A 17,490-nucleotide genomic window follows, 5' to 3' on the forward strand; every position below is an offset into this window, starting at 1 on the left:
ACCGTCAAACCAGCCGATTCGCAGTCCATGACCCTCCACACTCCCCCGCCCGAAGGCGGCCGTATCGTCGACGAACCTATGAGTGACGCGCTTTCGCGCCGCTATCTGGCCTATGCCCTGTCGACGATCACCAACCGGGCGCTGCCCGACGTGCGTGACGGGTTCAAGCCCGTGCACCGTCGGATTCTCTACGCCATGCACCAGATGCGGCTAAACCCGCAGGCGGCGGCACGCAAATGCGCCAAGGTCGTAGGCGAGGTCATGGGCGGCTACCACCCCCACGGCGACGCCTCGATCTACGATGCCCTTGTGCGCCTGGCCCAGGACTTCGCCCAGCGCTATCCGCTGGTGGACGGGCAGGGAAACTTCGGCAACATCGACGGCGATAACGCTGCGGCCATGCGCTACACCGAGTGCAAGCTGACCCCCGCGGCCATGCTGCTGATGGACGGAATCGATCAGGATTCCGTAGACTTTCGTCCAACCTATGATGATCAGGATGAAGAACCGACGGTCCTGCCGGCCGGCTTCCCCAACCTGCTGGCCAACGGATCGTCCGGCATTGCCGTGGGCATGGCGACCTCGATCCCGCCACACAATGTCGGAGAGCTGATCGACGCCTGTCTGGTCCTTCTGGACAATCCCGAGACGACCACGGCGGAGCTGACCGGGATCGTGCCGGGGCCGGACTTCCCCACGGGCGGCGTGGCGGTCGAGGGGCAGGCCTCGATCCTCGACGCCTATGAGACGGGCCGCGGCGGCGTGCGCCTGCGCGCCCGCTGGGAGCGCGAGCCGCTGGAGCGCGGCGGCTACCAGATCGTCATCACCGAGGTGCCGTATCAGGTCCAGAAATCAAGGCTGATCGAGGCCCTGGCCGAGCTGATCGAGCAGAAGAAGGCCCCGCTGCTGGGGGACGTGCGCGACGAGTCCGCCGAGGACATCCGCATCGTGCTCGACCCCAAGAGCCGCAACATCGATGCCGACAGCCTGATGGAAAGCCTGTTCCGTCTGTCGGACCTGGAGGTCCGCTTTCCCGTCAATATGAACGTGCTGGACGCCACGGGCACGCCGCGCGTCATGGGGCTGAAGGGCTGCCTGCAGGCCTTCCTGGATCACCGGCGCGAGGTGCTGAACCGGCGCTCGGCCTGGCGGATCGAGCGGGTCGAGAAGCGGCTGCACCTTCTGGAAGGCTTGCGGATCGTCTTCCTGAACCTGGACGAGGTCATCCGCATCGTGCGCGAGGAGGAGCAGCCCAAGGCCGTCCTGATCGCCCGCTTCGGTCTGTCGGAAACCCAGGCCGACTTCATCCTCGACACCCGCCTGCGTCAGCTGGCGCGGATCGAGGAAATGACGATCGAGAATGAATACAAGGCCCTGTCCGAGGAACTGGCCTCGTTGCAGTCACTGACTTCATCGCCCGCCAAACAGTGGAAGAAGATCGGGCAGGAGCTGGCGGCGACGCGCAAGGTGATGGTGTCGCCGCGCCGCACGACCATCGCCGAGGCTGTCGACGCGTCCGCCTTCGTGCCAGCCGAGGCCTTCATCCCGCGCGAGGCGATCACCGTGATCCTGTCCGAACGCGGCTGGATCCGTGCCGTAAAGGGCAAGGTCGAGGATCCCTCCGAGCTGAAGTTCAAGGAAGGCGACGCCCTGGGCTTTCTGGTGCCGGCCTTCACGACCGACAAGCTGTTCGTCGCGGCGTCCGACGGCCGCGTCTTTACGGTGGGGGCCGACAAGCTGGCGTCCGGACGCGGCCACGGCGAGCCGCTGCGGTTGATGGTTGAGCTGGAAGAGAGCGCCGGCATCGTCGCGGTCCTCGCCCATCAGCCCGGCGCGAAGCTGCTGATCGCGTCGAAGGCCGGCTATGGCTTCATCGCGCCGGAAGACGAGTTGCTGGCCCAGAAGCGCGGCGGCAAACAGGTCCTGAACGGCGAGCTGCTGGCCGCGCTCCGGGTCAACGGCGACCACATCGTCACCATCGGCGAAAACCTGAAGACCCTGATCTTCAAGGCCGACGAGCTCCCCGAGATGGGACGGGGCAAGGGCGTGAAGCTGCAGTCGTTCAAGCAGGGCGGTCTGACGGACATCGCCCTGTTCGACGGGGCGCACGGGCCGGAATGGGTCGACGGGGGCGGGCGCCGTCGCAACTGGCCCGACTGGAAGGACTGGCTGGGCAAGCGCGCCGGGGCAGGGCGGATGGGACCGCGGGGATTGCGCAAGTTCCGCTGACACCGGCTTACCGCGATTTCACTGGCCGCACCGGTCCGATCGCGCGATAATCCGGGCCTCACAGGGACCCTGTCATGACCGCCATTATCGTCATCGTCGTCATCATCGCCGTGCTCGGCTTCGTCGTGCTGGGCGCGTACAACAAGCTGGTCGCGCTGGATCAGAAGGCCGACCAGGCGTTCGCCGACATCGATGTGCAGTTGAAGCAGCGCAACGACCTGATTCCCAATCTGGTCGAGACGGTAAAGGGCTATGCCGCCCATGAGCAGGGTACGCTGAACGCGGTGACCCAGGCCCGTGCCGCTGCCGCCGGAGCCACGACGGTCGATCAGAAGGTCAATGCCGACAACATGCTGACCGGGGCCCTGGGCAGGCTGTTCGCCGTGGCCGAGGCCTATCCGGACCTGAAGGCCAACACCAACTTCCTGGAACTGCAGCGCGAGCTGAGCGATATCGAGAACAAGCTGGCGGCCGTCCGTCGCTTCTTCAACAACGCCGTGGCCGAGTTCAACGCCGTGCGCGCCCAGTTCCCGACCGTGCTGTTCGCCGGCCTGTTCGGCTTTGGCACCGAAAAGCCCTTCTTTGCCGTCGACACCGCCGACCGGGCGGCCATGACCGCCGCGCCGCCCTCGGTGAAGTTCTAGCCTCAAATGGCCGCCGTCGGGCTGCAGACCCACATCTGGGCGAACAACACGCGTTCGACCCTGCTGCTGATCGGCTTTCCGGTCATGCTGACGCTCGTGCTTTTCGGGCTGGAGTTGGTGCTGATGGGGTTCGGCTTCCTGCCCAATTCCGGAGGGACGCTCGGCCAGGACATCGGTCTGGCCCTGTCGATGCTGGCGGGCACGATACCTTTGGCCGTCGTCGTTGCCCTGATCTGGTTCGCCATCGCCTGGTTCGGCAATCAGGCCATGATCGACGCCATGACCGGGGCCCGCAAGGTTGAGCGCCGGGATGAGCCTCAGCTGTATAACTTGCTGGAAAATCTCGCGATCTCGCGCGGTCTGCAGACGCCCACGCTCCGGATCATCGACAGCGACAGCCTCAACGCCTTCGCCTCCGGCATCCGCGAGGGCCACTACAGCGTGACGGTCACGCGCGGCCTGATCGCCGCCCTCGACCGCGACGAGATGGAGGCCGTGCTGGCCCACGAAATGACGCACGTCATCAACAAGGACGTGCGCACCATGATCATCGCCTCGATCTTCGCCGGCATCATCAGCGTTCTGTGCCAGCTGGTGTTTCGCGGGATGTTCTACGCCAGTGGCGGGCGCAGCCGGGACAACAAGAATGGCGGGCCGCTGATCCTGATCGGGTTTGCCATCGCGGCCGTCGGCTATGTCTTCGCCATCGTCATCCGCATGATGCTGTCGCGGACCCGCGAATATGTTGCTGATGCAGGGGCTGTCGAGCTGACCAGGAACCCCGACGCCATGATCTCGGCCCTGCGCAAGGTTTCGGGCCGATCGAAGCTCCAGGCCCCCGACGACGTCCAGGGCATGTTCCTGGACAACGATCGCGAAGGCTTCACCGATGCGCTGTTCGCCACCCACCCGTCGATCGAGAAGAGGATCGCCGCCCTTATCCGTTTCGCCGGCGGCCGCGACCCCGGTTCCAGGGAAGGGTCGGTCGCATCGACGGCCACCACGGCGGTTCCGGTCTCGTGATTTCTCCGCCGCTGAAGATTTCGACGCAGCGCTCACGGTCAAGCTAGGGTTTGTTAGGCATTTTCGGTCACACACGATCAACTGTGTCCACGCTCAGAAGGAGCGTTCGTGTTGCTCGAACGGATGAAACCCTATTTCCTCTCCGCCGTCCTGCTTCTGCTGGTCGTGTATCTGGGCGTTCAGGCCCTGACCGGAGAGCGCGGGCTGCTGAGCGGGTCTGCGCGCGACGCGCGTCTGGTCCAACGAAAGTCCCAGCTGGCGGCTCTGAGCGAGCAGCGCGCCGATCTCGAGGTGCGTGTTCGCTATCTGCGCACCGGCAGCCTGTCCCGGGACCTGCTGGAGGAACGCGCCAGCGCCGTGCTCGGCTTTTCCGACCCCCGCGACTATGTCGTCCATGTCGGCACGCCGCCCGTCCGGCCGGCGACCGCCACGCGCTCCTGAACTCTTGTTACAGCGGAGCCTGCGCACTTTGCCTTTGGGGAACGAAGGCTGCTACAGCCGCTTTCCGTAACGAGAAGAGGCCCCGGCGGCGCGTATCGCCCAGGGGCTCATACCCGGGAGATGCCGGATGGCGAGAGCCGCCCAGAAGACCACGGAATCCAAGGCCTCGGCCAAAATTCCCAACGCCCCGACCGCGACCAAGGACGAGCTGCTCGCCTACTATCGCGAGATGGTCCTGATCCGACGCTTCGAGGAGCGGGCCGGGCAGCTTTACGGCATGGGCCTGATCGGCGGCTTCTGCCACCTCTACATCGGCCAGGAAGCGGTGGCGGTCGGCGTTCAGGCCAACGTCAAGCAGGGCCACGACAAGATCATCACCGGATACCGCGACCACGGCCATATGCTGGCCGCCGGCATGGACCCGAAGGAGGTCATGGCCGAGCTGACCGGGCGCTCCGGCGGGTCGTCCAAGGGCAAGGGCGGGTCGATGCACATGTTCGACGTTCCGACCGGCTTCTATGGCGGTCATGGCATCGTCGGGGCGCAGGTGGCACTGGGCACGGGCCTGGCCTTTGCCGGCAGATACCGCGGCGATGATTCGGTCGCCTTCATCTATTTCGGCGACGGCGCGGCCAACCAGGGCCAGGTCTATGAGAGCTTCAACATGGCCCAGCTGTGGAAGCTGCCGGCCATCTACATCATCGAGAACAACCAGTACGCCATGGGTACGAGCATCGAGCGCTCGTCCTCGACGACCGACCTGGCGCATCGCGGGGCCAGTTTCGGCATCCCGGGCGAACTGGTCGACGGCATGGACGTGCTGGCGGTCAAGGACGCGGTCGAGCGGGCGGTCAAGCGCGCGCGGGCGGGCGAGGGGCCCTTCATCCTGGAGGTGAAGACCTATCGCTATCGCGGCCACTCGATGTCGGACCCGGCCAAATACCGCACCAAGGAAGAGGTCGACGAGGTCAAGAAGACCCGCGACCCCATCGACCACGTCAAGATGCTGCTGGACCAGGCCAAGGCCACCGAGGACGAGATCAAGGCCATCGACGCCGAGGTGAAGGCCATCGTCGCCGAGGCCGTCCAGTTCGCCCAGGAAAGCCCCGAGCCGGATCCGTCCGAGCTCTATACCGACGTCTATGTGGAGACTGCTGCGTGACCGACATCCTGATGCCGGCGCTGTCGCCCACGATGGAAGAGGGCACCCTGACCAAGTGGCACGTCAAGGCGGGCGACACGGTCAAGGCAGGCGATGTGATCGCCGAGATCGAGACCGACAAGGCGACCATGGAGGTCGAGGCCGTCGATGAAGGGGAGATCGCCGAAATCCTCGTGGCCGAGGGCTCCGAGAACGTGAAGGTCAATACGCCGATCGCCCGGATGGCGGGTGAGGACGGCGCGTCTGCCGCTCCGGCAACCCAGGCAGCCTCGGTCGCAGCGCCCGTCGCCAATCCGGACGCCGCCGAAGCGAAGTCCGGTGACCCGGAGAAGGCTCGGGCCGAGACCGGCACGCCGACACCGAAGCCGGCCCTGAAGGATCCCGAAATCCCGGCCGGCGCAAAAATGGTCAAGACGACCGTGCGCGACGCCCTGCGCGACGCCATGGCCGAGGAGATGCGCCGCGACGAGGCCGTCTTCCTGATCGGCGAGGAGGTCGCCCAGTACCAGGGGGCCTACAAGGTCTCCCGAGAGCTTCTTCAGGAGTTCGGCGACCGCCGCGTGGTCGATACCCCGATCACCGAGCACGGCTTCGCCGGTCTGGGTGTCGGTGCCGCCATGGCGGGTCTGAAGCCGATCGTCGAGTTCATGACCTTCAACTTCGCCATGCAGGCCATCGACCACATCATCAATTCGGCCGCCAAGACGCTGTACATGTCCGGCGGCCAGATCCGGGCACCCATCGTGTTCCGCGGCCCGAACGGTGCGGCGTCGCGCGTCGGTGCCCAGCACAGCCAGGATTATTCGGCCTGGTATGCCCAGGTGCCCGGCCTGAAGGTCGTCGCCCCCTATGACGCCGCCGACGCCAAGGGCCTGCTGAAATCCGCCATCCGCGACCCGAACCCCGTCGTCTTCCTCGAGCACGAGATGATGTACGGCATCGAGTTCGACGTCCCGGACATCGAGGACTGGCTGGTCCCCATCGGCAAGGCGAAGGTCCGGCGCGAAGGCACCGACGTCACCATCACGGCCCACGCCCGCATGGTCGGCTTCGCGCTTCAGGCCGCCGAACAGCTGGAGGCCGAAGGAATCTCGGTGGAGGTCATCGATCTGCGCACCCTGCGCCCGCTGGACCACGAGACCATCGTCGAGAGCGTAAAGAAGACCAGCCGCCTGGTCTCGGCCGAGGAAGGCTGGGGTCCGATGGGCGTCGGTGCCGAGGTCGTGGCCCGGGTGATCGAGCACGCGTTCGATTATCTCGATGCGCCGCCTTTGCGGGTGCACCAGGAAGACGTGCCTCTACCCTATGCGGCCAATCTGGAAATCCTGTCTCTGCCCGGCGTCGACAAGATCGTGAAGGCGGTCAAGGCGGTGATGGCATGACCGACATTCTGATGCCCGCCCTTTCGCCCACCATGGAGGAAGGCGTGCTGGCCAAATGGCACGTCAAGGTCGGCGACTCCGTCAAGGCGGGCGACGTGATCGCCGAGATCGAGACCGACAAGGCGACCATGGAGGTCGAGGCCGTCGACGAAGGCACCATCACCGACATCCTGGTGGCCGAAGGCTCCGAGGGCGTGAAGGTCAATACGCCGATCGCCCGGCTGGCGGAGGAGGGCGGTTCGGCCGCTCCGGCTCCGAAGGCCGCCCCGCCAGCAAAGATCGCCGCGCCTGAGGCCGCGCCGGCGGCGGCTCCGACCGCGCCCCCAACGGCACAACCGGCTGCGGCCGCCAAATCCGGCGACCGCGTCTTCGCTTCGCCGCTGGCACGGCGTCTCGCCCGGGACGCCGGTCTGGATCTGTCGACCCTGAAGGGCACAGGCCCGCACGGCCGCATCGTCAAGGCCGACGTGGAGGCCGCTGGCAAGGGTGGCGCGCGTCCGGCGGCATCGGCTGCGACGGCCGCCGCCTCCGCCATCGAGGCGCGCAAGGTCCAGTCTTTGGCTGACATGGGCATCCCCGACGGCAGCTACGACCTGATCCCGCTGGACGGCATGCGCAAGGCGATCGCGCGGCGCATGGTCGGCTCGATCCAGAACGTGCCGCACTTCCCCCTGTTCATCGACTGCGAGATCGACGCCCTGCTGGCCGCCCGGGCCAGAGTCAATGCGATGCTGGAAAAGTCGGGCGTGAAGGTCTCGGTCAACGACTTCGTCATCAAGGCCGCCGCCATGGCCCTGAAACTCGTGCCGGAGGCCAACGCCAGCTATTCGCCCGAGGGCATCGCGATGCATCACAATGCCGACGTGGCGATGGCGGTGGCGATCGACGGCGGCCTGATCACCCCGATCATCTTCAAAGCCGAGACCAAGTCCCTGTCGCAAATTGCTGTAGAATCGAAGGATCTGGCGAAACGCGCCCGTGACAAGAAGTTGAAACCCGAGGAGTTCCAGGGCGGCACCTTCAGCGTCTCGAACCTCGGCATGTTCGGCATCAAGGCCTTCAGCTCGATCATCAACGAACCCCAGGGCGCGATCATGAGCGTCGGTGCGGGCGAACAACGGCCTGTGGTGAAGAACGGCCAGCTGGCCGTCGCCACGGTGATGACCGTCACCCTGACCTGCGATCACCGCGTCGTGGATGGCGCAACGGGCGCACGGTTCCTTCAGGCGTTCAAACCGCTGATCGAAGACCCTGTCACCATGCTGGCCTGAGAGGGATCATGAGCACGGTCTATGACTTCGCCGCCACCGGCATCGACGGGACCGAGGTGCCGCTGGAGCGGTTTCGCGGCAAGGCGCTGTTGATCGTCAACACGGCGTCGAAATGCGGTTTCACGGGCCAGTATGCGGGACTGGAAGCCCTGCACAAACGGTTCGCGGACCAGCCGTTCGAGGTGCTGGGCTTTCCCTGCAACCAGTTCGGGGGGCAGGAGCCGGGCAAGGCGTCGGAGATCGCCTCGTTCTGCAGCGCCACCTATGACGTGAACTTCCCGCTGTTCGACAAGATCGAGGTCAATGGCCCGAACCGCCACCCGCTCTATGCTTGGCTGACCGAACAGAAGAAGGGCTTCCTGGGCAGCCGCGACATCAAGTGGAACTTCACGAAATTCCTGACCGACCGGGAGGGCAGGGTGGTCGCCCGCTATGCGCCCCAGGTCGAACCCGAGGCCATCGTGCCCGATATCGAGAAACTGATCTGACATGGCCGATACGCTTGATCTCGTCGTCATAGGCTCGGGTCCGGGGGGCTATGTCGCGGCCATCCGCGCCAGCCAGCTGGGCCTGAAGGTCGCCATCGTCGAGCGTGAGACCCTGGGCGGGATCTGTCTGAACTGGGGCTGCATCCCCACCAAGGCCCTGCTGAAGTCGGGTGAGAAGTACGAGAGCCTCGGTCACCTCAAGGACTACGGCCTGTCGGCAGACAAGGTCGGATTCGATTTCGACGCCATCATCGCCCGCTCGCGCGGCGTGGCCAAACAGCTCAATCAGGGCGTCGGCTTCCTGATGAAAAAGAACAAAATCGAGGTCATCGAGGGCACGGCCAGGCTGGAGAAGGGTGCGGCGGCCCCCAGGGTCGTCATCGCCCTCAAGGCGGGCGGTTCGCGCACGGTCGAGGCCAGGGCGGTCATGCTGGCCGTCGGCGCCCGCGCCAGGGCCATTCCCCAGATCGGTCTGGAGGCCGACGGCGACCGTATCTGGGCCTATCGGGAAGCCATGGCACCGAAGTCGATGCCCCGGTCGATCGTCGTCATTGGATCGGGCGCGATCGGAATCGAATTCGGCAGCTTCTACAGAGCCTTGGGCGCGGATGTTACGGTTGTGGAAGCGGTCGATCGGATCATGCCGGTGGAGGACGAAGAGGTCTCCCGGGCCGCCCAGAAGGCCTTCGAAAAGCGCGGCATGAAGTTCCGCACCGGCTGCAAGGTCACAAAGGTGTCCAGAGGCGGCCAGGGTGTCCAGGTCGCGATCGAGGCCGGCGGCAAGGCCGAGACCCTGGAGGCCGAGGTGTGCATCTCGGCGGTCGGCATCACCGCCAACACCGACGGCATCGGGCTGGAGGCGCTCGGCGTGAAGATGGACCGCGGCCATATCGAGATCGACGGCCACTGCCAGACCAATGTGAAGGGCCTCTACGCCATCGGCGACTGCGCCGGTGCGCCTTGGCTGGCCCACAAGGCCAGTCACGAAGGCATCCACGCCGCCGAACACATCGCCGGTTTCGCCTCGCCCAACGTCCATTCGCCCATCGCCGGCTGCACCTATGCCCAGCCCCAGGTCGCCTCGGTGGGGGTGACGGAGCAGGGCGCGCGCGAGACGAACCGTGAAGTCAGGATCGGCCGCTTCCCCTTCAGGGTGAACGGCAAGGCCATCGCCTCGGGAGAGACCGAGGGCTTCGTCAAGACGATCTTCGACGCCCGGACCGGGGCCCTGATCGGGGCCCATATGATCGGAGCCGAGGTCACCGAGATGATCCAGGGCTATGTCACCGCCATCACCATGGAAGCGACCGAGGAAGACATCCACGGCATCGTCTATCCGCACCCGACCATGTCCGAGGCCATGCATGAGGCGGCGCTGGATGCCTGGGGCCGGGTGATCCACCTCTGACTGAGGGCTTGCGTCCGGCCGGAGCAGGGCGCTCTGTGCGCAGATGAAGCGATCCCATCTCGAAGGCCACGTCATCTCTCGCGTCGGATGGCTCAGGGCGGCTGTCCTCGGCGCGAATGACGGCATCGTGTCGACGGCCAGTCTGATCATGGGCGTGGCCGCCGCGGGGTCCTCGAAATCTGCCGTGCTGGTGGCCGGCGTCGCGGGCCTGGTGGCCGGGGCCCTGTCGATGGCCGCAGGCGAATATGTCTCCGTCAGTTCCCAATCCGACACCGAAAAGGCCGATCTGGCCAAGGAAAGGGCCGAGCTGGAGGAATCGCCCGAGGCGGAAATGCGGGAGCTGAGCCAGATCTATGTCGAGCGTGGCCTGACCCCGGACCTCGCCAATCAGGTCGCCGAGCAGCTTATGCGGGTCGATCCCCTGATGGCTCACGCACGGGATGAACTCGGCATTTCGACCTTCACCACGGCCAGACCCGTCCAGGCCGCGCTGACCTCTGCCGCGACGTTTACCCTGGGGGCTGCGGCGCCCTTGCTGGCTGTCTTCATCACGCCCGTCGGGTGGGTTATGCCGGTCGTGGCCGTATCGTCCCTGGTCTTTCTGGCCTTCCTTGGCGGTCTCGGTGCCGCCGCCGGCGGGGCGGGCCTGGCCCGGCCGATCGCGCGTGTCGTCTTCTGGGGGGCGATCGCCCTGGCGGTCACAGCGGGCATCGGCCGACTGTTTGGCGTGGTGACCTGAGTCAGCGCTTCTTGCCGAGTTCTGCCGCGATGTCCTTGACCATCCGGCCAGCCTTGCGATGCGCCGCCGTGATCTGATCGCGGGTCACGCCCCAGCGCTTCATCCAGTATTCGACGGCCTGGCGCTCCGACAGGTCCAGACGGTCCTTGTCGATGAAACCGCGTTTGTCCTTCAGGCCGGCCATGAGGGCATTTCCTTTTATCGCCTAAGATATATTATGCGAAATATGTGTCTGGCTAAAGCCGGATTTCCGTGGTCCAACCATCGTATGCGATCTCGACGTTTGCTGGAACAAGCGCCGCCAGGGCGTTGTAATCCAGATCGATATGCAGATTCGTCAGCACAGCCTTGCCGACGTCTGCGGCGGCGATCCATTCCAGCGCCTGATCCACGTGGGCGTGCGTCGGATGCCGGGTCCAGCGCAAGGCGTCGACGATCCAGATGTCGGACCCGCTCACGGCGCGCAACGCGTCATCGTCGAGCGCATCGACGTCGCTCGAGTAGCTGACAGCCCCCAGCCGATAGCCGACGGACCGGATGGGCCCATGGCCCTGATCGAACGTCACGACCGGGACCGGGCCGCCCGGTCCGTCGATCCGCCAGGGCGTGCCGTGGGCTGGAATGTCCTGCGCCTCCAGAATGGCCGGATAACCCTGTTTGGTCTCGAAGATGTAGTCGAACCGGTGGGTCAGTGCCGTCCGGGTCGCCGCATCCATCCAGGCAGGCAACCGCTGGCACCGGCGCAGGGCAAACACCCGCAGATCGTCGATGCCGTGGGTCTGATCCGCGTGATCGTGCGTGATCAGTACGGCGTCCACGCGAGTCGCCCGCGCGGCCAGCATTTGCTGGCGCAGGTCCGGAGACGTGTCGATCAACAGGCATGTCTCTCCGTCCGGACCTCTCCGCCGCGCCAGCATCGAGCATCGGGAGCGCAGGTTCCTGGGCTCGGCCGGATCACACGCACCCCAGTCGCCATCGCCCCGTGGCACGCCACCGGACGAGCCGCACCCCAGGATGGTGATCTCCAGATCGCTCATGCAGGCCTCGGGATCCGATCAAACAGGGCAAAGAAGGCATCCGTCGTCCGCGCCTCGGCCTCCTGCTGCGTCCAGCCCCGGATATCCGCCAGGGCCTGGAGCACATGGCCGATATAGGCGGGCTCGTTCCGCCGTCCACGATGGGGCACCGGGGCCAGATACGGACAGTCGGTTTCGACGATGATGCGATCCGTCGGCATGGTGCGTATCACGGCGCGTACATCCTCGGCCGCCTTGAAGGTGGCGATGCCCGAGACCGAGAACCAGGCCCCTAATTCCGATGCCGTTTCCGCGAGTTCCATCCCACTGGTGTAGCAGTGCATCAGGAACCTGAAGGCCCCCTCCTCTACTTCCTCCCTCAGGATCGCGGCCATCCGGTCGTCCGCTTCGCGCGTGTGCACGACCAGCGGCAATCCCGTCTGGCGCGCGGCGGCGATATGCTGGCGGAAGACCGTCTCCTGCTGGTCACGGGGGCTGAGGTCATAGTGGAAATCCAGTCCGCACTCTCCGATTCCGACCACACGAGGTCGTCGGGCCAGGGCCACCAGATCTGCAGCGGTCATCTCCAGATGATGCCGCGCCTCGTGGGGATGCGCGCCCACCGTACACCAGATGTCGGGATGCTGCATTGCGAGGCCGTGGGTCGCCTCGAAGGTAGCGAGCGAGTCCGAAATCTCGACCATCAGTCCCACGCCCGCCGTCCGTGCGCGCGCGATGACGGCATCACGATCCTCGTCGAACTGGACCGCATGCAGGTTGACGTGGCTGTCGATCAGCATGGCGACCTTAGCGACCCGTCTGGGCCTTGACCCGCGACAGGTCGGCCAGGGCCCCCGATAGCACATCGGCGCGATCCAGATTCACGGCGGCGGTCCGGTCCGGCAGTTCGCTCAATCGGGTCCAGAGATCCGCCCAGACCGCGCCGTCGCTCCCCTCCAGCGACCGCGCTCTCACGGCAGCGGTCAGGCGATCCATCAGCGCCTCGAACCGGACCTGCCCGTCCGACTCCCGAAAGGTGTCCGACATCGCCATCTGCTCGGCCCGGTCCAGCGCGGGCTCGTCCACCCAGCGCCGGGCGAGCCGGTCGAGTGCCAGATTGGCCTCGGTCGCCAGGGACAGGGCCGCGCCGGGCGAGCCCCGCGCCATGCCGGCGATCCGCATGGCCTCGTCGCTCTCCAGATCGGTCTGGCGCGAAACCAGCGTCGCGACTGCGGCATCATTCCATGGCGCGAAAGCCAGTCGACGGCATCGCGACCGGATCGTCGCCAGCAGGCGCCCCGGCGCATGACTGATCAGAAACAGGACACCGCGTTCCGGGGGCTCTTCCAGAGTCTTAAGCAAGGCATTGGCAGCATTGGGATTCAGGTCGTCGGCCGCATCCACGATCGCGACGCGATAGGCGGCCTGTGATGGGCTTTTGGAAAAGAACTCCGGAAGGTCCCGCGCCTGATCGACGGAGATGGATTTCTTCGTCTTGCCACCTTCCGACAGACGCTCCAGCACCATCAGATCCGGATGCGACTGTGCCGACACCAGCTGGCTGACCGGATCGCCGGGCGAAGCGCCCAGCGCGCCCCGCGTCGGGTCAGGCCGCGCGCCCAGCAGACGCCGCGCTGCGCGATAGGCGAAGGTCGCCTTGCCCAGGCCCTCCGGTCCGCACAGCAACCAGGCGTGATGCAGCCGCCCCCGATCCAGCGCATCCAGAAAAGCGTTTTCGGCGTCTGCCGACGGCATCAGGTCGAAGCGATCCCGGGGCTCGACCGTCATGGCACCAGCCCCGCCACGGCCGCCAACACGCGGGCCTCCACCGCATCAATCGACCCGGTCGCATCGATCAGGCGGCACCGTTCCGGATGGGTTTCGACGATGGACTGAAAGGCCTGCCTCAGAGCCTGATGAAAGGCGATGCCCTTGGACTCGAACCGGGTGTCTCCCTGGGCCCGCGCAAGGGCGCGCTCAAGTCCGACCTCGGCCGGCAGGTCAAGGACGAGCGTCAGGTCCGGCTGGTCGCGCCCGACCACATACCGGTCGAGCGCCTCGACAAACGCCGTCTCGGCTCCCCCCGCCAATCCCTGATAGGCGCGACTGGAATCGGCGAAGCGGTCGCAGACGACCCAGTGTCCGGCCTCCAGCGCCGGCAGGATGGTCTGCTCCAGATGGTCGGAGCGTGCCGCGAACATCAGCAGCAACTCGGTGCGCGCGGACCAGCGGTCGGCGCTGCCCCGGACGACCAGCTCGCGGATCGCCTCGCCGCCGTGGGACCCCCCGGGTTCGCGGGTCCTGAGCACCTCGTGCCCCTGCGCGCGCAGACGGTCGACCAGACGGGCGACCTGGGTGGACTTTCCGGTCCCCTCCCCGCCCTCAAACGTAATGAACCGACCGCGCGACATCGACGCACAATGGCGACCTCGAGCCCCGGGGCCAAGGGCGCTTCGGCGCTATCGCGCCGATATCAACAGGGCGTCGCGAAATCCGCGCTCCACGACGGCCTGTCGCGCCTGTTCGGCGGCATTCGCGTCAGGCCAGGGCCCCAGCAGTACCCGAAACCTGGAGTTATCGGTCGCCGCCTGCACCCGGGCCGTCTCCCCCAGACGGCTGGCCGTGGCCCGCGCTTCCGGCTGGGTCGGATAGGCCGCGACCTCGATCCAGAAGCGTGCGGACGAAGCCGCGGGCCCGGGGAGCGGTTCGGGTATGGCAGCCGGCGGCCGGGGCGGCGACCCTGCGTACGAAAGCACGCCCCCCCCGCCGACCCTGGGGGCGCGACCCAGATAGCGGACTCGAACCTCGCCCACGCCGCGCTGCAGAAGATCCAGTGCCTCGGCAGCACCTCGGGACAGATCGATGATCCGGTCGTCGACGAAGGGTCCGCGATCATTGACGCGCAGGACGACGGTCCGTCCATTGGCGAGGTTGGTCACCTCGACCAGACCCGGCAGCGGCAGTGTCTTGTGGGCCGCCGTCAGGGCGTGCATGTCGAACCGCTCGCCGGTCGAGGTTGGCCGCCCGTTGAACTGGTCGCCATACCAGGACGCCATGCCGACCTCGTCGTAGTCCGGCTGTTCCGCCGGTCGATACCACCGCCCCCCGACCTGATACGGCCTCATCGTGCCCGACACGATCGGTGCGGGGTCGGCGACGACCGGAATCACGGCCCGTCGCATGCCGGCGGGCGCACCTGCGCTCACGCAGGCTGCCAGCATCGACAGCCCCGCACCGACGGCCGCGAACCCGAGAGCGCGGCGAAGTTTTGCCATCCGGATCATGGCGTCATGATCGACCGGACGATTTCCGTTTTGGTTAACGCCGGGTCGCTGCTATGGCCTTGCGTCCATAAGGACAGGTGGCCGAGTGGTTTAAGGCAGCGGTCTTGAAAACCGCCGCAGGTGAAAGCCTGCCGTGGGTTCGAATCCCACCCTGTCCGCCACCGTCTGGGTCTTTGTAATTGCTCAGATATTTCCCTCAAAACTCCTTCGGAACGGGCCCTGTTTTGTGGCCTTTTTCTCATACTCGTCCCTGATACTTCGGCCTGATTCCTGCGCTTTCCGCCCTCTTGCCCGCGGGGTGTCTCTGCGCGTCGAAGATCCGGTGGAGTTTCCCTGCTAACAGGGAATGATCAGGGAAGTTCTGGTCGTGTTCCCGAGCGGCGTTCGGCCTGCCTGCGGCGCAAACCCCCGCCCTGACTGGACCAGAGCCGCTCGGCCGGTCGGAGGCACCTGCTGCAAGCAGGGAATTTCCAGGATGCAAACAGGGAATGTTCGCGTCGGTATCGGGGTAATGTGGGGTCGGATCGGCTTCTGACCCTTAGCAGACCTTCGGACGGTCAGAATCTTGCAACGCCCCGCAGCCGGGAAACCTTCAAAACCCGAACCGAAGCGTTCTCGGGTTGATGTCGGGGCCGATGACCATCCGGTTCGGTTGAACCGCAAGTCTGGCGGGTTTGGAGACTCGGTTTAGAGCTGGATAGTCCTGCGAACGGCATCCAGGCCAGCCCCCATGTCTTCAATCTTCGGTTTCCCGGAATTTCTGACCGCCCTGGCATTACTAATGCTGGTCTATGGCGTCAGTGATCCACGCTATCGATTCAGAATCCACGCGGCACCGCTGCCGCTGCCGCAGATCACTTTCTGGTCCATACTTGTCATCGGCGGCGGCTCTCTGCTGATCGATGTCTGGTACGCCGAAGGGTGGCCCACCGTACCCGCCTTGGTCGGGCGTGCCGGGCTTCAGGCGGTTCTGGCGCTGGCCTTCCTCGGGATGACCATTCTGTGGGTTGCGACGGCCTATGTAGCTCCGCCTCGTTTCGGTTCGCGCAACGCAAAGCATTTCTATGACGCGGTCTTCTGGCGGATCATGAAAGGCGACGAGCGAGACATGGCCGTGGCGGCGGCCGAGTTGGCCGCCTCGATGAAGCAGATCGTTCGGCACTGTCCGTCAGTCCCGCACCGTGGAGAGACTCCGCCGCCGCCCACCGACGTGCAACTGCACGCTCACCGGCTTCTGCTCCTGATCGGCAATCGCCGTTTCTGCAAACAGGTGGTGCGGAGTTCACCCGAGACCGCGATCAACCTGTTTTATGAGATGTCAGACTCGGGAAAACGAAGACTGCCAGTTCGGCCGTTCGTCCAAAGCCTGATGATCGAGGCCCTCAGGCATGAAGACTCCATGCTGTACGATGAGGCCGATGAGTTCGGCTCGGATCTCGTGGGATTGGCCAAGCCCTTTAGCAGAGCCCTCTTCGGCGATTATCAGCTCGTCGAGTCGCTCCAGAGCCTTATGGCGTCCCCGACGGATCTCGGCTCGAGCAAACTCGACATGACCGCGGCTCAATACGAAGCCTATGGGTCCGCTAGCCTCATCTTCGTGGAGGCCTTCCTCAAAGACCCCGATGAGCCGGCATACTCATACGCGCTTGCCAGTGTGTTCAACACCATGAGGTGGGCGAGCATGGGGGCCTATCGCCTCAGCGACGTCATCGAGCGCCCGTGGGAGCAGGAGCCTGCACGCCGCATCCGCGTCGCCGTGCGTTTCATCGATCGAGTGATGAAACTGCTCGAAAGCGTGAAGCGCCGGCCCGTCGGCCGCGCCAGGCAAGACCACTACGGCATTCCCCGGGACATCTACGACATGGTCGGCCAGCTTATGTTCGAGATCGTCGACGAGGTCTCCGCCATCAAAGGGGATTCGGATCGCACCTGGACGCTCCATCACAACATGGTTTGGGGAGAGTTTTTCGGACTTGAGTCCGGCCCGGAATGGGATGCCGCGCGCCGCCGTCTAGTAAGGCGGCTTCACGCTCACCTGGCGGAAATGGACAAGTTCGCCAACTTCCTCTCGGCGCGGTTGCTGGGCTACAGTCTCAACGTCCTTGGCGTCGAGGATCGGGTGCGCGAGCGATCTCGTGATCTCGCCTGCTATCATCGCGCGCTGCTGAACTGGTTCGCTGCAAACTATCTCACTCTTCGCCGCGACTATCCCGACGTCGCGGAGGCGTGTCTCGTGGGAGGGATCAGCTTCGACGAGGGTAGCGGCCGGCTAATCAAGACCTACGCCAAGGGCACCAAGTCCGATCCCACGCGGCGTTATCTGGAGCTTGCGCCGGCAAGAGTCGAGCCATGGGACCAGTGGTCCTAAGGGCTCTGTCAGCCCAAACCGGTTGCCGCGGTTTT

The 17,490-nt window shown here is 65.5% G+C and carries 17 protein-coding genes and 1 tRNA gene; 12 read left to right on the plus strand and 6 right to left on the minus strand.

Features of this window, described 5'->3' with window-relative positions:
* Positions 1 to 27: 27 nt before the first annotated feature.
* The 10 genes from parC to O3139_RS08840 all read left to right on the plus strand — a co-directional run bounded on the left by parC (position 28) and on the right by O3139_RS08840 (position 10,787).
* Positions 28 to 2,229, plus strand: a complete 2,202-nt coding sequence (gene parC, locus O3139_RS08795; protein WP_269513627.1) for a DNA topoisomerase IV subunit A — start codon at positions 28 to 30, stop codon at positions 2,227 to 2,229.
* A gap of 74 nt (positions 2,230 to 2,303) precedes the next feature.
* Positions 2,304 to 2,873 (plus strand): LemA family protein, encoded by a 570-nt coding sequence (locus O3139_RS08800; RefSeq protein ID WP_269513629.1) that lies wholly within the window; start codon positions 2,304 to 2,306, stop codon positions 2,871 to 2,873.
* Positions 2,874 to 2,879: 6 nt separating this feature from the next.
* A complete protein-coding gene (locus tag O3139_RS08805; RefSeq protein WP_269513631.1) occupies positions 2,880 to 3,896 on the plus strand; it encodes a M48 family metallopeptidase in 1,017 nt (338 codons plus the stop codon).
* A gap of 123 nt (positions 3,897 to 4,019) precedes the next feature.
* A complete protein-coding gene (locus tag O3139_RS08810; RefSeq protein WP_269516451.1) occupies positions 4,020 to 4,337 on the plus strand; it encodes an FtsB family cell division protein in 318 nt (105 codons plus the stop codon).
* 127 nt (positions 4,338 to 4,464) lie between these two features.
* Positions 4,465 to 5,499 carry a pyruvate dehydrogenase (acetyl-transferring) E1 component subunit alpha gene (gene pdhA / locus O3139_RS08815; RefSeq protein WP_269513634.1) on the plus strand — a complete coding sequence of 345 codons (1,035 nt, stop codon included), beginning with the start codon at positions 4,465 to 4,467 and terminating at the stop codon, positions 5,497 to 5,499.
* The gene (locus O3139_RS08820; RefSeq protein WP_269513637.1) at positions 5,496 to 6,881 is read left to right on the plus strand and encodes a pyruvate dehydrogenase complex E1 component subunit beta; all 1,386 of its coding nucleotides are present in this window, start codon (positions 5,496 to 5,498) and stop codon (positions 6,879 to 6,881) included. Before pdhA ends, O3139_RS08820 begins: the two co-directional genes overlap by 4 nt.
* Positions 6,878 to 8,152 carry a pyruvate dehydrogenase complex dihydrolipoamide acetyltransferase gene (locus O3139_RS08825; protein WP_269513641.1) on the plus strand — a complete coding sequence of 425 codons (1,275 nt, stop codon included), beginning with the start codon at positions 6,878 to 6,880 and terminating at the stop codon, positions 8,150 to 8,152. Before O3139_RS08820 ends, O3139_RS08825 begins: the two co-directional genes overlap by 4 nt.
* A gap of 8 nt (positions 8,153 to 8,160) precedes the next feature.
* The gene (locus tag O3139_RS08830) at positions 8,161 to 8,640 is read left to right on the plus strand and encodes a glutathione peroxidase (RefSeq protein ID WP_269513643.1); all 480 of its coding nucleotides are present in this window, start codon (positions 8,161 to 8,163) and stop codon (positions 8,638 to 8,640) included.
* 1 nt (position 8,641) lies between these two features.
* A complete protein-coding gene (gene lpdA / locus O3139_RS08835; protein WP_269513646.1) occupies positions 8,642 to 10,048 on the plus strand; it encodes a dihydrolipoyl dehydrogenase in 1,407 nt (468 codons plus the stop codon).
* 43 nt (positions 10,049 to 10,091) lie between these two features.
* Positions 10,092 to 10,787, plus strand: a complete 696-nt coding sequence (locus O3139_RS08840) for a VIT1/CCC1 transporter family protein (protein ID WP_269513648.1) — start codon at positions 10,092 to 10,094, stop codon at positions 10,785 to 10,787.
* Between the two features lies 1 nt (position 10,788).
* Here O3139_RS08840 and O3139_RS08845 read toward each other — a convergent pair whose 3' ends face one another.
* The 6 genes from O3139_RS08845 to O3139_RS08870 are packed head-to-tail and all read right to left on the minus strand — an operon-like array spanning position 10,789 to position 15,078.
* Positions 10,789 to 10,971, minus strand: a complete 183-nt coding sequence (locus O3139_RS08845) for a DUF3606 domain-containing protein (protein ID WP_013269402.1) — start codon at positions 10,969 to 10,971, stop codon at positions 10,789 to 10,791.
* Between the two features lie 52 nt (positions 10,972 to 11,023).
* Positions 11,024 to 11,824 (minus strand): MBL fold metallo-hydrolase, encoded by an 801-nt coding sequence (locus O3139_RS08850; protein ID WP_269513651.1) that lies wholly within the window; start codon positions 11,822 to 11,824, stop codon positions 11,024 to 11,026.
* Positions 11,821 to 12,603 carry a TatD family hydrolase gene (locus O3139_RS08855; RefSeq protein WP_269513653.1) on the minus strand — a complete coding sequence of 261 codons (783 nt, stop codon included), beginning with the start codon at positions 12,601 to 12,603 and terminating at the stop codon, positions 11,821 to 11,823. Before O3139_RS08855 ends, O3139_RS08850 begins: the two co-directional genes overlap by 4 nt.
* 7 nt (positions 12,604 to 12,610) lie before the next feature.
* Positions 12,611 to 13,591, minus strand: coding sequence for a DNA polymerase III subunit delta' (locus O3139_RS08860; protein ID WP_269513655.1), 981 nt, complete (start codon positions 13,589 to 13,591; stop codon positions 12,611 to 12,613).
* Positions 13,588 to 14,214: a dTMP kinase gene (tmk, locus tag O3139_RS08865; protein WP_269513657.1), complete on the minus strand. Its 627-nt coding sequence runs from the start codon at positions 14,212 to 14,214 to the stop codon at positions 13,588 to 13,590. Before tmk ends, O3139_RS08860 begins: the two co-directional genes overlap by 4 nt.
* Positions 14,215 to 14,262: 48 nt before the next feature.
* Positions 14,263 to 15,078: a septal ring lytic transglycosylase RlpA family protein gene (locus tag O3139_RS08870; protein ID WP_269513660.1), complete on the minus strand. Its 816-nt coding sequence runs from the start codon at positions 15,076 to 15,078 to the stop codon at positions 14,263 to 14,265.
* Between the two features lie 80 nt (positions 15,079 to 15,158).
* On the opposite strand from O3139_RS08870, the gene O3139_RS08875 reads away from it, so the two are divergent.
* Together O3139_RS08875 and O3139_RS08880 are read left to right on the plus strand one after the other, a co-directional pair.
* Positions 15,159 to 15,248, plus strand: a tRNA-Ser gene (locus tag O3139_RS08875).
* 569 nt (positions 15,249 to 15,817) lie between these two features.
* Entirely contained in the window at positions 15,818 to 17,455 is a 1,638-nt protein-coding gene (locus tag O3139_RS08880; RefSeq protein ID WP_269513662.1) for a hypothetical protein, read from the plus strand.
* Positions 17,456 to 17,490: the final 35 nt, after the last annotated feature.

Origin of the sequence: Brevundimonas subvibrioides, assembly GCF_027271155.1 — a bacterium.
Classification (GTDB): domain Bacteria; phylum Pseudomonadota; class Alphaproteobacteria; order Caulobacterales; family Caulobacteraceae; genus Brevundimonas; species Brevundimonas subvibrioides_D.

What these genes read in the sequence shown, in the direction of transcription:
- O3139_RS08800 (WP_269513629.1), top strand. Translation starts at nt 2,304, where the DNA reads ATGACCGCCATTATCGTCATCGTCGTCATCATCGCCGTGCTCGGCTTC.
- parC (WP_269513627.1), top strand. Translation starts at nt 28, where the DNA reads ATGACCCTCCACACTCCCCCGCCCGAAGGCGGCCGTATCGTCGACGAA.
- tmk (WP_269513657.1), bottom strand. Translation starts at nt 14,214, where the DNA reads ATGTCGCGCGGTCGGTTCATTACGTTTGAGGGCGGGGAGGGGACCGGA.
- O3139_RS08840 (WP_269513648.1), top strand. Translation starts at nt 10,092, where the DNA reads ATGAAGCGATCCCATCTCGAAGGCCACGTCATCTCTCGCGTCGGATGG.
- lpdA (WP_269513646.1), top strand. Translation starts at nt 8,642, where the DNA reads ATGGCCGATACGCTTGATCTCGTCGTCATAGGCTCGGGTCCGGGGGGC.
- O3139_RS08805 (WP_269513631.1), top strand. Translation starts at nt 2,880, where the DNA reads ATGGCCGCCGTCGGGCTGCAGACCCACATCTGGGCGAACAACACGCGT.
- O3139_RS08855 (WP_269513653.1), bottom strand. Translation starts at nt 12,603, where the DNA reads ATGCTGATCGACAGCCACGTCAACCTGCATGCGGTCCAGTTCGACGAG.
- pdhA (WP_269513634.1), top strand. Translation starts at nt 4,465, where the DNA reads ATGGCGAGAGCCGCCCAGAAGACCACGGAATCCAAGGCCTCGGCCAAA.
- O3139_RS08880 (WP_269513662.1), top strand. Translation starts at nt 15,818, where the DNA reads ATGTCTTCAATCTTCGGTTTCCCGGAATTTCTGACCGCCCTGGCATTA.
- O3139_RS08860 (WP_269513655.1), bottom strand. Translation starts at nt 13,591, where the DNA reads ATGACGGTCGAGCCCCGGGATCGCTTCGACCTGATGCCGTCGGCAGAC.
- O3139_RS08845 (WP_013269402.1), bottom strand. Translation starts at nt 10,971, where the DNA reads ATGGCCGGCCTGAAGGACAAACGCGGTTTCATCGACAAGGACCGTCTG.
- O3139_RS08870 (WP_269513660.1), bottom strand. Translation starts at nt 15,078, where the DNA reads ATGGCAAAACTTCGCCGCGCTCTCGGGTTCGCGGCCGTCGGTGCGGGG.
- O3139_RS08825 (WP_269513641.1), top strand. Translation starts at nt 6,878, where the DNA reads ATGACCGACATTCTGATGCCCGCCCTTTCGCCCACCATGGAGGAAGGC.
- O3139_RS08830 (WP_269513643.1), top strand. Translation starts at nt 8,161, where the DNA reads ATGAGCACGGTCTATGACTTCGCCGCCACCGGCATCGACGGGACCGAG.
- O3139_RS08810 (WP_269516451.1), top strand. Translation starts at nt 4,020, where the DNA reads ATGAAACCCTATTTCCTCTCCGCCGTCCTGCTTCTGCTGGTCGTGTAT.
- O3139_RS08850 (WP_269513651.1), bottom strand. Translation starts at nt 11,824, where the DNA reads ATGAGCGATCTGGAGATCACCATCCTGGGGTGCGGCTCGTCCGGTGGC.